This window comes from Lentzea pudingi, from assembly GCF_014646255.1.
Classification (GTDB): domain Bacteria; phylum Actinomycetota; class Actinomycetes; order Mycobacteriales; family Pseudonocardiaceae; genus Lentzea; species Lentzea pudingi.
The window spans coordinates 198,124-211,894 of record NZ_BMNC01000009.1; the positions used below are offsets into that span (position 1 = coordinate 198,124).

Consider the following 13,771-nt stretch of genomic DNA (forward strand, 5'->3'; position numbering starts at 1 on the left):
GTGCTTCCAGGCCACGGCGCTCATTGCTCGATCACCTTCGCCGTCGGCCCGTTGTTCCAGGTGGCTTCCAGCCTGGACAACCGGCCGGCGGCGTTGCGGAAGTTCACCACCAGCGGCCCGCCGGGCTGCTCCACCGACACCGAGTACCCGTCCGCGGGCGTGGCCGACAGCGCCTGCACCCCCTGCGGCCGGTAGCGGACGACCACGTCCCCGCCGCGCAGGGTGAACGCGTGGACGTACGAGCCGTCCGGTTGCCATTCCCCCTGCGGAGATTGAGCCGAGGAGGGACGCGCATCCGTACTACTGGGAGGAGCCGGAACAGATGTCGTGACCACAGGAGGCCTGGTGGAAGAAGGCGTGACAGGCGGCGGCGGAGTGCCGGCGGAGGCACCGGGCCCGGGAGAGGGCACGGTGAGCGTCGTGATGGTCGGCATCGGCAGCACGGCCGAGCTCGTCGTGGACCCCACGGCGGCCACCGGTGCGGGTTCCATCGCCCACCGGATGCCGAACCACGACAGGCCGACGGCGACCGCGGTCACCACCGCCCAGGCGACCAGGTATCCGACGGACCGTCTCACTGCGGCAACCCTCCTGTAGCGGCTCATGGCATCAGTACTGCTGGTCGAAGACGACCCGGTGGTGCGGGCGGCGGTCACGCGCGCCCTCACCGGTCAGGGCCACATCGTGCACGGTGTCGCGCTCGCGATCGAGGCTTTGCGCGAAGTCACCGCGAACAGCTACGACGTCGTGGTGCTCGATCTCGGGCTCCCCGACCTCGACGGCGGTGACGCGCTGCGGATGATCCGGGGCGTCACGAACACCCCGGTGGTCATCGCGACCGCCCGCGACGACGAGGCCGGGATCGTCCGGCTGCTCAACGCGGGCGCGGACGACTACCTCGTCAAACCCTTCTCCAGCGAGCACCTCGAGGCCCGCCTGCAGGCGGTGCTGCGGCGTGCGCGCGACAGCAAGCAGCTCGTCATCGGCGGCCTGGAGATCAACGTCGACCTGCGCAGGGCCTCTGTGGACGGTCAGGAGCTCTCCCTGACGCACAAGGAGTTCGAGCTGCTCTCCTTCCTCGCGGCACGGCAGGGGGAAGTGGTGCCGCGAGCGGAGATCCTGGCGAACCTCTGGCCGTCGCACCGCGACGACCAGACGCTCGACGTCCACCTGTCCTGGCTGCGCCGCAAGCTCGGTGAACGGGCCGCGCAGCCCCGTTATCTGCACACGGTGCGAGGGGTCGGCGTGCGTCTGGTCGACCCCAGATGAGGCGTTCACTGGTGCTGGTCGCTCTCGCGGCGACCAGCATGGTGGCGCTGGCGTTCCTCATCCCGCTGGCGATCATCGTGAAGAACTCCGCGTACACCCGTGCCCTGAGCGAGGCCGAGAAGCAGGCCAACGCGATGACCCCGGCGTTGCTGATCACCCGCAAGGCGCCGGAGATCCGCCAGGCGATCAGGAGCACCCGGTACGGCGCCCAGCAACGGCTGGCCGTGCACGTCAGCACCCCGGTCGGCACGTACGGCTACTCGCACATCACCGCGGCGGACCTGGAGGACGCGCAACGGTTCGCGACCGCGTCCACGGTCGAGCGGCCGGACGGCGTGGCCTACCTGCAACCGCTGGCCACCAGCGAGAACGGGATCGTGATCGTCGAGGCGTTCGTGCCCCACGAGCAGCTCACCCGCGGCGTCGTCGGCACCTGGTGGGTGCTGGCGGGCGTCGCGGCCGGCCTGGTCGCCGGGTCGGTGCTGGTCGCCGACCGCCTCGGCGCGCGGGCCGTCAGGGCTACCAGGACGCTGGCCGAGAGCGCGCGCCGGATGGGCCAGGGCGACCTCACGGTGCGGGTCCCGGTGAAGGGGCCACCCGAGTTCGAGGAGGTCGGCAAGGCCTTCAACGCCATGGCCGAGCGCGTCCGGCACCTGCTCGCCGCCGAACGCGAAGTGGTCGCCGACCTCTCGCACCGCCTCCGGACCCCTCTCACGGCCCTTCTCCTGGACGCGGACACCCTCGGGCAGGGTCCAGGCGCGGACCGGGTCCGAGAGGCCGTCCAGGGCCTCGAGAGGGAGGTCGACGAGATCATCAAGCTGGCCCGTTCCGGGCTGCAGCCCGACGACAGCGGCGCCGACGCGGCGGAGGTCGTGCGCGACCGGCTGGTGTTCTGGTCCGCGCTCGCCGACGACCAGGAACGCCCCTGGACGGTGCGCGGCGCCGACAAGCCCGCCCCCGTGCCGCTCTCCCGCGCCGACCTCGCGGCCGCGCTGGACGCGTTGCTGGGCAACGTCTTCCGCTACACGCCGGAGGGCACGCGGTTCGCCGTGACGCTGGTGCACCAGGCCGATCTGGTGGCTCTGGTGGTCGAGGACGCGGGTCCCGGCATCGCGGACACCGAACGGGCGGTGCAGCGGGGCTCCAGCGGTGGTGGTTCCACCGGGCTGGGGCTCGACATCGCCCGCCGTGCCGCGCAGGGCACGGGAGGGTCTCTCCACGTCGACCGCGGGCCGTTGGGCGGTGCACGCGTGCAATTGAGGCTCCGGAGGCTCTGAGGGGCCGGAAACGACGAACACCGCCGGCGGCGCGGACCGTGGGACGGATCCAGCGCCGCCGGCGGGCACCGGCCGGCTGCGCGGCACCGCTGCCGCACCACCGAGTCCCGAGCAGGAGGGAGGAACCCGATGAGCGGTGCGCGCTTGCCTTCCCACACCGGTGAAACGAGGTGATCTGCCGGGGCTCTCGGCGCCAGGTGTGGGGTCCGGCGTATTCAGTGGGTCTCGGATCGCTTTTTGTGATCTGACATGAAGTTAGCCGACCACTGATCGCCGCCAATCCACCGTTCAGACGATTAATCCGTTTTAAATATATTTAAGTTCGTCCGGTCGGTCGTCCGCGACTCAAGCGTATTTAAGATGACGTCTCCCGCGCCGCCGCCGTTCCGCACATGGGAAAGACGACTCATCACGGTTCCGACTACCCCGCCGGAACGACCACAGTGGCCGTCTCGGACGAGAACACGGCATTCACGGTGACCTACAGCGAATCGCAAAGGACGACTACCGCGGGTTCGCGCACTTGCACAGAGGCGCGCGCGGCACGACATCGCGGCGCCTACGAGCGACAACTGGCAGTTCACCGAATCCACCGACGTCGCGGAGATCGTGTTCGCGCCTCGCGGCGCGGTCCGACGCCTGAACGTGAACACGGAGGTGCGGGCTTTCACGAACTCGGCGAACCAGCCGGCGTTCGCGTCGATGGATTCCACGGACGGGAGCACCAAGACCCGCTATCAGTTCGCTTGGAAGCGATACTGACCCGAAATGTCACGGAGTGGGCCCGGCGCTATACTCAGAGTGAGCACTGGGCGTTCTCTTCGTGACCCACACGTGACTTTTGACGGGTGAGTCAACCAGCCCATTGCTTCCCGCGTATACCCATGTAGATTCCCGCACACCGTGACGGCCATTCGGGTGACTGTCACGGACTCGCGCGCCGGACGCGAAACGGAGGCAGCATGCAGGCGAACGCCCAGACCGCCCAGGTCGACGACCTGACACTCATCGCGCTGCCCACCGCGGTGAACTGCGCGGATCTGTTCGTGCGCTTCACGCTCGGTGAATGGCGGCTGCGCAACATGACCGCGGAGTGCTCGGCCGTCGCTTGCGCGCTGGTCGAAGCCGCCGTCGAGTCGGCGGACCCCAAGACGTCGCGGCTGATCACGCTGCGACTGCGACTGAGCGGCGACTACCTCGTCGTCGAGCTGGAGGCAGCCAGGTTCATCATGCCGCCCACCTCGTCCAACGTGCGCACGGGCGAGCTGCAACTCGCCGGTGGCATCAAGCTGATCTGGTGCGAGATGCAGCTGCCGACGGGCGTGAACGCGAACGCCGTACCGCTTCCCCGGCGCGAGAAGCGCCGTTCCCCCGCCGCCGAGGCGCTGGGCGACGAGCCGGACGTCGATCCCGAGCTCATCCAGCGCATCCTGTTCGGCCTCGGTGGCTCGATGGGCAACGGCCACCAGCGCTGACCCGCTTCACCACGAAGGCGCATCCAGCCGCGGATGCGCCTTTGTCATGTGCGCGCTCTCATAGGGGTGGACAGTTCACCTATAGGTTCTGCTCTTCAGAAATAACCGATTTCCAGCAGTTCCGGACTGCGATCGACGACTTGTGGTGAACCCTATTTTTGGTGCGCCCGCCTTCAATGTTGCTCTGCTTGGCGGAAGGTTCGTCGACAGCCTTTCCGATACGGTCTCGTACCACGCCGCCCGAACTGTCCTGCACGTTCGGAAAGGTGTCGCATGATTTCCACGCTGGCCGCAGCCGCACTGGCTCTGTCCACCATCGTCGTCCCCCCGGCCGCGGACCCGCCCCCGCCGGGCCAGATCACCATCGACGTCGTCACGGTCAACGGCTCCGGCTGTCGCGCCGGCACGGCCGCCATCGCCGTCTCCCCCGACAACAAGGCGTTCACGGTCACCTACAGCGACTACCTGGCGCAGGTGGGTCCCCAGTCGGGACCGACCGATTTCCGCAAGAACTGCCAGCTGAACCTCAAGGTGAACGTCCCCGGCGGATTCACCTACGGCATCGCCCAAGCCGACTACAGAGGTTTCGCCCACCTCGAGCGGGGAGCGAAGGGCACGCAGAAGGCGAGCTACTACTTCCAGGGCATGTCGGACAACGACCAGCGCTCCAAGTCCTGGAACGGCGCGCTGAGCGACGACTGGCAGGTCACCCACAAGACCGACGTGGCCTCGATCATCTACCACCCGTGCGGGGCGAAGCGGAACTTCAACATCAACACCGAGCTGCGGGTGGACAAGGGCACGTCCGACCCGAAGAAGACCAGCTTCATGGCGATGGACTCGACGGACGGGTCGATCGAGACCATCTACCACTTCAGCTGGAAGAAGTGCCCCAAGTAGGCACGTAGGCGCGCCCTCGCACGGCAAGGCCGGAGCCCAGGAGGCATGGGCTCCGGCCTTGCCGTTCGTCGTGTCCGATCTCAGCCGAGGATCGCGTTGAGCGCGGCTTCGTACTCCTTGGCCTGCGTCGGCGTCAGTTCCTTCGACACCCGCAGCAGCACACCACCGATCACGTAGTCGTACTCGGCCAGCATCGGCATCTCCTTGCCGAACTGCTGGATGTAGTCCATCCGGGCCTTGGCCCCTGTTCCGTCGGGGAACACCTCGACCCCACCACCGCGCAGGGTGTCGTTCTCCTTGGTGGCCGCGACCACACCCTCGACCGCGATCCGGGTGTCGGTGAACGCGGACTTCGACGTGTAGCCGTTCGGGCGGCCGAGCTGCTTGTTCGGGTCGTCCTCAGCACTGAAGACCTTGGTGAGCTTCAGGCTCGGAATCTTCGCGGCAAGCGCGTTGGTCACCTCCCCCGCGGTCTGCGGCGCGGGCTGCGTCACGGCTTGTGACGTGGGGTCGGCGACGGTGGCGGACGTGGCGGTGCCCGTCGGGGACGGCGAACCGCAGGCCGCGACGGGCATCAGCAGCAGGGCGGCGACAACGCCGGAAACCAGGCGGTTCATGCGAGAAGTCCTCCACGACAGCGTTCAGCGATCAGATCTCGTTGTCGCACAACAACCGGCTGTTACCGAAAACAGCCGGTTGTCCACGATCTGTCCACTTGAATCCGCAGCCGGCGCCCTCGCACGGCAAGGCCGGAGCCCAGGAGGCATGGGCTCCGGCCTTGCCGTTCCCGCGTTGTTCCCCGCGAACTCAGATGTTCTGGTTCGCGAACCCCTTCGTCGCGATCTTCGACAACATCCCCTGCCACACCGCGGTGCTGGTGTGCGGGTCACCGGTCACGCCGAGCGCCGACTTGAGGCCGTTGAACGCGCTGGTCGTGGCGGGGCCCCAGATGCCGTCGATCGCGAGGCCGGAGCCGCGGAAGTTGTTGCAGGTGCCCTGGACGAACTTCGTGTCGGCCTCGGAGTCCTTGAGCACGCGGACCGGCATGCCGCCGAAGTCGGCGTGGATGTGGTCGCGGTGGTCGGCGTTGTACCAGCCGTCGAGCACGTAGCGGAAGCGGCGGCGGCACACTGCTTCCGTTGCGAGGTAACGCTTGCGCAGGGCGGCGGTGCCCGAGGCGTGGTGCTGGTCGAGGGGCGAGGTGACGTTGCCGCCCGACCAGCGGACGTGGTCGAGGTCCATCGCGGTGCCGGCGCCGTGCTGACCGGCCTTGTTGACGTAGAAGCCCGCCGAGACGATGTAGCTGATCGAGCCGTAGCTCGACGAGAGCGAACGCAGGTCGCGGATCCAGGCGACGAGCGCGTTGTAGAACGCGTCGGTGGCCTGCCAGTTGCGCGCGGTCGTGTTGCCGCGGTTGGAACGCCAGTAGTAGACGGGCGTGCCGTCGATCTTCTGGAACGTCATCATCGCCAGCGCGCCGGCCTCGGCGGCCTCGATCTCCGCGGGCGTGTGCTGGTCGGCGGGCGTGGGGGCGGCACCGGCCAGCCCCGGCGCGATGGTGGACAGACCGGCGAGACCGGCGACGGCCGCCGCGCCCGTGACGAAGCCGCGCCTGGTGACGTTGTTCTCGAACACCCCAGTACTCCCTCTGCGTCCAAGCCGGGGGCGGCAGGGTGAAGGCCTGTCTCACTCACCGGCCCGAGGGAGTCTAGGGATGAGGTCCGAACGGCGGAATCGCGCCTGACCTGCGGTTTTCCTTTGTCTTTACCGCACGGGGCCGAGCACGCGGATCAGGTTCTTCTCGGTGTCGTTGCCGAGTTTCTCCAGCGCGAGCTTCGCGACCGGTGCGCCGAGCTTCGCGAGCCCGTTGAACTCGACGTGCGCGTGGTAGGCGATCCTGGCCGTGCCGGGCGCGTCCCCCGGGGTGATCGAGATGTCGTCGGTCGAGGTGGCGGTGTCGTTGCGCCCCACGAACTGCAGCCCGCTCGCGTCGTCGCGGGTCAGCTCGTAGACGAGCTCGGTCTTGCGGCCGAGGAACTGCGACACGTTGCGCCAGCGCGAACCGACCTCGACCGGGCCGTCGTCGAGACGCGTGCACGAGACGGTGCCTGGGTCCCACTGCTCGGCGCGGGAGAAGTCGCGCAGGTACTCGATCACGCCCTCGGGCGTGGAGGCGACGGTGAAGGTGCGTTCGACGTCCACGCCGGAGACGTGCGGTGAGTTGAACGTCTGCGGCGCCAGCTGGAGCCGGTACTGGTCGAGGAGTTCGGCCTGGCTCGCGGCGCGGCCCTGCAGCCGCTCGAGCCGCGTGTCGTCGAAGTTGCCGAGCTTGCGCAGCGTCCGCCACAGCGCGATCTTGCCCTCGACGCCGACGCGCAGGGTCTCCAGTTCGAGGACGTCGCTCAGCGGTGAACGGCCGAGCACCCTGCCGTTGAGCTTCAGCCTGCCCGCCTTCTCGGTGAGCCAGCCGATCGCCTCCTTGTGCGGGCGCGGCTCGACACCGGTCTCGCGCATGAGGTCGAGCAGCTCCTTGCGGTCCGCTTCGACATCGTCCGCCAGGAGGCGCAGCTCGGGATGGGTGCGGCTCACGCGGCGGGCGAGTTCGGTGCTCGCCATCGCCCCGGCCAGGTGGTCGTTGAGGTAGATGCCCAGCAGCTCGGTGTTCACGCTGCCGGGTTACCCCTGGCCAAACCTCTACCGGCGTTGCGCCGCGCGCACCGGCTCGAGGATGATCGGCTGCGCACGACGGCCCGTGACGAGGTTCCACGCCCACTGCGTCAGCACCGCGGCCCGGTTGCGCCACCCGACGAGGAACGCGATGTGCACGACCGCCCACGCCACCTTGCCGATGATCCCCTTGAGCCGCAGCTTCTTGATGTCCGCGACGGCGTCACCGGGCGAGATCGTCGCCATCGTGCCGAGGTCGAGGTAGCGGAACGGCTTGGCGCGTCGCCCGTCCAGCCGTGCCTTGATCACGCGGGCGACGTGGTGACCCTCCTGCAGCGCGGGTTCGGCGATGCCCGGCAGGTCGTTCAGGTTGACCATGTCACCGATGGCGAAGATGTCGTCGGTGACCGAGCAGTCCACCGGGTTCACCACGATCCGGCCCTTGCGGTCGGTCTCGGTGCCGGTCGCCTCGGCGAGCCGGCGCGCCAGCGGTGAGGCCTGCACCCCCGCCGCCCAGATGATCGTCCGGGCCTCGACCCGGTCGCCGTCCTTGGTGGTGAGGCCCTCCGAGTCGATGGACTCGACCATGGCGCTCGTCATCACGGTGACGCCGAGCCGTTCCAGCTTGACCCGCGCGTGCTCGCGCAGTTCGGGCGAGAACGGCGGCAGCACGTGCGGCACGGCGTCCATGAGCGTGATGCGGACGTCGCGCGGGTCGATCTCCCGGAACTGCCCCTTCAACGCCCGCCGCGCGAGGTCCGCGAGCTGCCCGGCCAGCTCGACGCCGGTCGGTCCCGCCCCCACGACGGCGAACGACAGCCACTGCTTCGGGTCCTCGGCCGACACCGCCGTCTCGAACGCCCGCAGCAGCTTCGAGCGCAGGTCCACGGCCTGTTCGAGGGTCTTCATCGGCGGCGCGTGCTCGACCCACTCGTCGTGGCCGAAGTAGCTGTCCTGCGACCCCGCCGCCACGACCAGCGTGTCGTAGGCGACCTGCCGCGACCGGCCGTCGGGGAGGTCGACGTGCACGAGCTTGGCGGCCGTGTCGAAGCCGGTCACCTCGCCCAGCAGGACGTGCGCGTTGCGTTGCTTGCGCAGGATCGCCCGGAACGCCGGCGCGATGTCCCCGGTGGGCAGCAGCGCCGTCGCCACCTGGTAGAGCAACGGCTGGAACAGGTGGTGGTTCGTGCGGTCGATCAACGTGACCTCCGCGTCCGCGCGCTTGAGCCCGCGCACGACGCCCAGCCCGCCGAACCCGCCTCCGACGACTACTACCCGGTGCTTGCTCATGCCTGCGCATACCCGCTGGCGGCGGAACCTATCCGGCCGCATACCCGTCCCGATCGCGGGTATCCGCCACGATGACCACCACCGCTGACCAGTCGCTCTGGCTCGCCGCCCTCCCGGTGACCCCTCGCCCGTCCCTGACCGGCGAGCACACCTTCGACGTGGCCGTGGTCGGCGGCGGCATCACGGGCCTGACCACCGCGCTGCTGCTCAAGCGCCGCGGCCTGCGCGTCGTCGTCCTGGAGGCCGACCAGGTGGCGTCGGGCGTGTCCGGCAACAACACCGCCAAGGTCACCGCGCTGCAGTCCACCGTGTACTCGCAGATCCGGCGCACCCACGGCCTGGCCGCGACCACCGACTACGCCGCCGCGTCCGTGGCCGCCGTGGCCCAGGTGGCCGAGCTGGCGAAGGGCATCGACTGCGACCTGCGCCGCTCCCCCGCCGTCACCTACGCCTACTCCGAGTCCGAGGTGCGCGACGTCGACAACGAGCTGATCGCGGCACGTCAGGCCGGCCTCCCTGTTCGCGACGCGAAGAACGTCGACCTGCCGTTCGAGGTGCACGCGGCCGTCTGGCTCGACGACCAGATCGCCCTGCACCCGGTGAAGTACCTGCGAGGCCTCGCCGACGCGGTCGACGGTGACGGCAGCACGGTGTTCGAACACAGCCGCGTGCTCGACGTGAGCGGCAACCGCGTGTCCACAGCGGACGGTCACGTCGACGCCGAGAAGATCGTGATCGCGACGCACTACCCGACGCTGGACCGGGGACTGTACTTCGCGCGCCTCGAACTCACCCGCGCCTACTGCATCGCGGCCCGCGTCCACGCGCCGACGCAGGCGCTCGCCATCAGCACCGGCAGCCCGTCGTGGTCCATCTCGGCGCACGAGGACAAGCTGATCCTCGCCGGCCAGAGCCACCCGACCGGCAAGCCCGGCGTCGAACCGTTCCGCAGGCTGGAGGACTTCGCGCGGCGGCACTGGCAGGTCGAGGAGATCACGCACCGCTGGTCGGCGCAGGACCCGACGGCCTACGACCACCTGCCGATGATCGGGAGCTACACGCCGGGCAGCACCACGATCTTCACCGCCACCGGGTACATGAAGTGGGGCCTGACCAGCGGCACGTTCGCGGCGTCCCTGCTCGCGGACCTGGTGACGGGCAAGCCGAACGAGCTGGCGGACCGGTTCAGCCCGCACCGGCTGTCGCTGAAGTCGTTGCCGCAGCTGGTGAAGAAGAACGCCGAGGTGGCGGTGGAGATGGTCGGCGACCGGATCGTGCCCGCCGACGCGACCTCCAGCGAGAACCTGAAACCCGGTCAGGCCCACGTCATCCGCGACGGCCTGGGCAAGACCGGCGTCTACCGCGACGACGACGGCAAGCTGCACGGCGTGTCGATGCGCTGCACGCACCTCGGCTGCCTGGTCCGGTTCAACGCGGCCGAACGCAGCTGGGACTGCCCGTGCCACGGGTCGCGGTTCGACGTGGACGGCGCGGTGCTGGAGGGACCGGCGACCCGGCCCCTCCCCCGCAAGGAAGCGCGTTAGCGCTTGGCGACCAGGGTGAGCACGTCGTACTTCGCGACCGACTCGCCCTTCTGGTTCGTCACGTCCGAGTCCCAGCGGACCTCGCCGTACTCCTGGTCCTCGCGCGGCGTGATCTGCTTGACGGTCAGCGTCACCGTCAGCCGGTCGCCGGGGAACGTGGGCGTGACGAACCGCAGGTTCTCCAGCCCGTAGTTCGCGAGCACCGGGCCGGGCTCTGGCGAGACGAAGAGGCCCGCCGCGAACGACACCACGAGGTAGCCGTGCGCGACGCGGCCGCCGAAGAACGGGTTCGCCGCGGCGGCTTCCTCGTCCATGTGCGCGTAGAACGTGTCGCCGGTGAACGACGCGAAGTGCTCGATGTCCTCCAGCGTCACCTCGCGCGGGCCCGCCACGACCGTGTCGCCCAGGCGCAGTTCGGCCAGCGTCTTGCGGAACGGGTGCACGGCGTCTTCATTGCGAGGTGCGCCGGTGACCCAGCGGTTCGTGATGGCGCCCAACGCGCGCGGACTGCCCTGCACGGCCGTGCGCTGCATGTGGTGCATGACGCCGCGCATGCCGCCCATCTCCTCGCCGCCACCGGCTCGGCCGGGGCCGCCGTGCACGAGCATCGGCAGCGGTGAGCCGTGGCCGGTCGACTCGCCGGCGTCCTCGCGGTCGAGCACCAGCAGCCTGCCGTGCCACGGCGCCGCGCCGATCACGACGTCGCGCACGAAGTCCGTGTCGGCGGAGACGATCGAGCCGACCAGCGAACCGGCACCGCGCGCGGCCAGCGTCACGACGTCGTCCACGGAGGTGTACGGCATCAGCGTCGACACCGGGCCGAACGCCTCGACCTCGTGCGGCTGGACGGCGTCGGCGGCGGCGCGGAGCAGCATCGGCGACATGAACGCGCCGCGCTCGGCGTCCGCGTCCACAAGGGACAGTGCGCCGTCGCCGTAGACGACCGAGGCGTTCTCCTGCAACGCCTTCAGCGACCGGCGGACCTCCTCGCGCTGCTCCAGTCCGGCCAGCGCGCCCATCTTCACGGACTTGTCGGCGGGGTTGCCGATCACGACCTCGCCCAGCTTCGCCGCCGTCGCCTCGGCCACCGCGTCCATCAGCGACTCGGGCACGAGCGCGCGCCGGATCGCCGTGCACTTCTGCCCGGCCTTGGTCGTCATCTCGGAGACCAACTGCCCGACGAACAGGTCGAACTCGGGCGTACCGGCCACCGCGTCCGGCCCGAGGATCGAGCAGTTCAGCGAGTCGGCCTCGGCGTTGAACCGCACCGACGACCGGATCACGGCCTGGTGCGTGCGCAGGTGCTGGGCGGTGGACGCGGACCCGGTGAACCCGACCAGGTCCTGCGGCGTCAGGTGGTCGAGCAGGTCGCCCGCCGACCCGCAGACCAGCTGCAGCGAGCCCTCGGGCAGCAGACCGGAGGCGAGCATCAGCTCGACCAGCTTCTCGGTCACGTACGCCGTCTGGGAGGCGGGCTTGATCAGCGTGGGCACACCGGCGATGAACGCGGGCGCGAACTTCTCCAGAGGCCCCCACATGGGGAAGTTGTAGGCGTTGATCTGCACCGCGACGCCCCGCAGCGGCGTGCAGATGTGCTGGCCGACGAACGTGCCACCGCGTCCGAGCGGCTCGACGGGCCCGTCGACGAAGACCTTGTCGTTCGGCAGCTCGCGCTTGGCCTTGGACGCGTACCCGAGCAGCACGCCGAAGCCGCCGTCGATGTCGATCCACGAGTCGGACCTCGTCGCACCCGAACGAGCGGACAGCGCGTAGAGCTCCGCCTTGTGCTCCTTGAGGTAGAGCCCGACGGCCTTGAGCAGCTGAGCGCGCTGGTGGAACGTGAGCTCGCGCAAGGCGGGCCCGCCGACCTCGCGCCCGTGGCGCAGCGCCGCCCCCATGTCGACGCCCGCCGACGAGATCCGCGCGATCTCCTCGCCTGTCACGGCGTCGTGCAACGGCGCGCCCTCCACCGAGGGCGTGTGCCACCCACCCGACACGTAGCTGCGCAGCAAGCTCATCGAGCCAACCCTTCTCGCTGGGCGCTGGATCCTCAGCGACCCGACCACCAGGCAACGTATCAGCCGCCGGGTAGCGTCGGCCGGTGTGAAGGCTCTGCTCAACACGCTCGGCGAACTGCTCGCGAGGAAGGCTCCTCACGAGCACTCGACGCTGTTGCCGGGCACCACGGACCTCAGCCCGCTGACGACGCGCCTGCCCCTGCCGCTGCACCCCGACCTGGTGGCGCTGTGGGAGTGGCACGACGGCACCGACCACCGCGTCCCGTCCCCGTTCGAGATCGCGCCGCCCTGCGTGTTCGAGAGCGTCGACACGGCCGCGCGGACGTGGGACCAGCAGCAGGCGTTCAGGGAGATCTACCCGCACATGCCGTGGCGACCGGAGTGGGTGCCCATTGGCTCGGACGGGTGCGGCGGCCTCCTCGTGGTCGACCACACGCCCGCGTCCGACTTCCGCGTGTTCAACGCCTTCATCGAGGCGGGTGACTTCGTCCACGTCGTGGCGGAGTCGCCCCGCGCCATGATCGCCGATCTCGTCACCCGCCTCCGCGACGACGTGCCGGCCGACCCCTGGACCCGCTACGACCAGCCGTATCCGTTCGCCTAGCGGGCCAGCGCGCCGAGCAGCACCGGCGCCACCTCCGGGCGGCACACCAGCAGGTTCTCGGACCGCGGGTCGGCGGAGCGGTACTCCACGGGACTCCCGTCGAGGTGCGAGGTGTGCGCGCCGCACGCACGGGCGACGGCGACCGGTGCCGCGCTGTCCCACTGGTACTGGCCCCCGTCGTGCACGTAGGCGTCGACATGGCCGGTGCACACCGCGACGGCCTTGACCCCGGCCGAGCCCATGGGCACGAGCTCGACGTCCAGCACCTCGGCCAGCTCGTCCACCAGCGGCGGGCGGTGGCTGCGGCTCACCGCCACCCGCAGCCGTTCCGCACGAGCCCCGGGCAACGGCGTGGGAGCGGCGGTGCTGTGCGTCTCACCGGAGGAGAGGGCAACGGCACCGGCGGTGAGTTCTCCACCGTCGGTCAGGGCGACGTGAACGGCCCAGTCGTCCCGTGTGCGGTCGCAGTACTCGCGGGTGCCGTCCAGCGGGTCGATGATCCACAGGCGGCCGGAGCGGGCGTCCGGTGCGACGGGGTCGCCCTCCTCGGACAGGACGGCGTCGTCCGGGCGCTGCCTGGCCAGCTCCTCGACGAGGAGGTGGTGGGCGCGACGGTCACCCTCCCGGCCGAGCTCTGGCCCGGAGTCGTGCTCGGATCGTATGCGTGCCAGCAGATCGCGGGCGGCGGAGGCGAGAGTGGACGCGAGAGTGTGGTCGTCCACTGTGG

The 13,771-nt window shown here is 69.7% G+C and carries 13 protein-coding genes and 1 pseudogene; 7 read left to right on the plus strand and 7 right to left on the minus strand.

Annotation, left to right across the window (positions count from 1 at the left end; all coding sequences use genetic code 11):
- Nucleotides 1–20: 20 nt before the first annotated feature.
- Nucleotides 21–578, minus strand: coding sequence for a hypothetical protein (locus IEY88_RS28835; RefSeq protein ID WP_189158016.1), 558 nt, complete (start codon nt 576–578; stop codon nt 21–23).
- Nucleotides 579–603: 25 nt separating this feature from the next.
- Here IEY88_RS28835 and IEY88_RS28840 point away from each other — a divergent pair, with 25 nt between their 5' ends.
- From IEY88_RS28840 to IEY88_RS28860, 5 genes and pseudogenes are all read left to right on the plus strand, one after another.
- Complete coding sequence (locus tag IEY88_RS28840) at nt 604–1,269, plus strand: response regulator transcription factor (protein WP_189158017.1); 666 nt, start codon at nt 604–606, stop codon at nt 1,267–1,269.
- Nucleotides 1,266–2,546, plus strand: coding sequence for a HAMP domain-containing sensor histidine kinase (locus IEY88_RS28845; RefSeq protein WP_189158018.1), 1,281 nt, complete (start codon nt 1,266–1,268; stop codon nt 2,544–2,546). Before IEY88_RS28840 ends, IEY88_RS28845 begins: the two co-directional genes overlap by 4 nt.
- Nucleotides 2,547–3,086: 540 nt before the next feature.
- Nucleotides 3,087–3,308 (plus strand): annotated as a pseudogene (locus tag IEY88_RS45580) (DUF4360 domain-containing protein); the annotation flags it as partial.
- Nucleotides 3,309–3,508: 200 nt separating this feature from the next.
- The gene (locus IEY88_RS28855) at nt 3,509–4,021 is read left to right on the plus strand and encodes an ATP-binding protein (RefSeq protein WP_189158019.1); all 513 of its coding nucleotides are present in this window, start codon (nt 3,509–3,511) and stop codon (nt 4,019–4,021) included.
- Between the two features lie 273 nt (nt 4,022–4,294).
- Nucleotides 4,295–4,921, plus strand: coding sequence for a DUF4360 domain-containing protein (locus IEY88_RS28860; protein ID WP_189158020.1), 627 nt, complete (start codon nt 4,295–4,297; stop codon nt 4,919–4,921).
- 80 nt (nt 4,922–5,001) lie between these two features.
- On the opposite strand, the gene IEY88_RS28865 is transcribed toward IEY88_RS28860, so the two are convergent.
- The 4 genes from IEY88_RS28865 to IEY88_RS28880 all read right to left on the minus strand — a co-directional run bounded on the left by IEY88_RS28865 (nt 5,002) and on the right by IEY88_RS28880 (nt 8,878).
- Nucleotides 5,002–5,538, minus strand: a complete 537-nt coding sequence (locus IEY88_RS28865; RefSeq protein ID WP_189158021.1) for a hypothetical protein — start codon at nt 5,536–5,538, stop codon at nt 5,002–5,004.
- Between the two features lie 190 nt (nt 5,539–5,728).
- The gene (locus IEY88_RS28870) at nt 5,729–6,556 is read right to left on the minus strand and encodes an extensin family protein (RefSeq protein WP_189158022.1); all 828 of its coding nucleotides are present in this window, start codon (nt 6,554–6,556) and stop codon (nt 5,729–5,731) included.
- A 129-nt stretch (nt 6,557–6,685) separates the two neighbouring features.
- Nucleotides 6,686–7,588, minus strand: a complete 903-nt coding sequence (locus tag IEY88_RS44470) for an SRPBCC family protein (protein ID WP_229693853.1) — start codon at nt 7,586–7,588, stop codon at nt 6,686–6,688.
- A 27-nt stretch (nt 7,589–7,615) separates the two neighbouring features.
- Nucleotides 7,616–8,878, minus strand: a complete 1,263-nt coding sequence (locus tag IEY88_RS28880) for an NAD(P)/FAD-dependent oxidoreductase (protein ID WP_229693854.1) — start codon at nt 8,876–8,878, stop codon at nt 7,616–7,618.
- Nucleotides 8,879–8,949: 71 nt separating this feature from the next.
- Here IEY88_RS28880 and IEY88_RS28885 point away from each other — a divergent pair, with 71 nt between their 5' ends.
- Nucleotides 8,950–10,422 (plus strand): FAD-dependent oxidoreductase, encoded by a 1,473-nt coding sequence (locus IEY88_RS28885; protein ID WP_189158024.1) that lies wholly within the window; start codon nt 8,950–8,952, stop codon nt 10,420–10,422.
- Here the strand turns inward: IEY88_RS28885 and paaZ are convergent.
- Nucleotides 10,419–12,440, minus strand: a complete 2,022-nt coding sequence (gene paaZ, locus IEY88_RS28890; protein WP_189158025.1) for a phenylacetic acid degradation bifunctional protein PaaZ — start codon at nt 12,438–12,440, stop codon at nt 10,419–10,421. The genes IEY88_RS28885 and paaZ overlap by 4 nt on opposite strands.
- Nucleotides 12,441–12,525: 85 nt before the next feature.
- Between paaZ and IEY88_RS28895 the strand changes: the two genes are divergently transcribed.
- Nucleotides 12,526–13,044 (plus strand): SMI1/KNR4 family protein, encoded by a 519-nt coding sequence (locus IEY88_RS28895; protein WP_189158026.1) that lies wholly within the window; start codon nt 12,526–12,528, stop codon nt 13,042–13,044.
- On the opposite strand, the gene IEY88_RS28900 is transcribed toward IEY88_RS28895, so the two are convergent.
- The gene (locus IEY88_RS28900) at nt 13,041–13,766 is read right to left on the minus strand and encodes a 3'(2'),5'-bisphosphate nucleotidase CysQ (RefSeq protein WP_189158027.1); all 726 of its coding nucleotides are present in this window, start codon (nt 13,764–13,766) and stop codon (nt 13,041–13,043) included. The two genes, IEY88_RS28895 and IEY88_RS28900, sit on opposite strands and share 4 nt — an antisense overlap.
- Nucleotides 13,767–13,771 lie beyond the last annotated feature (5 nt).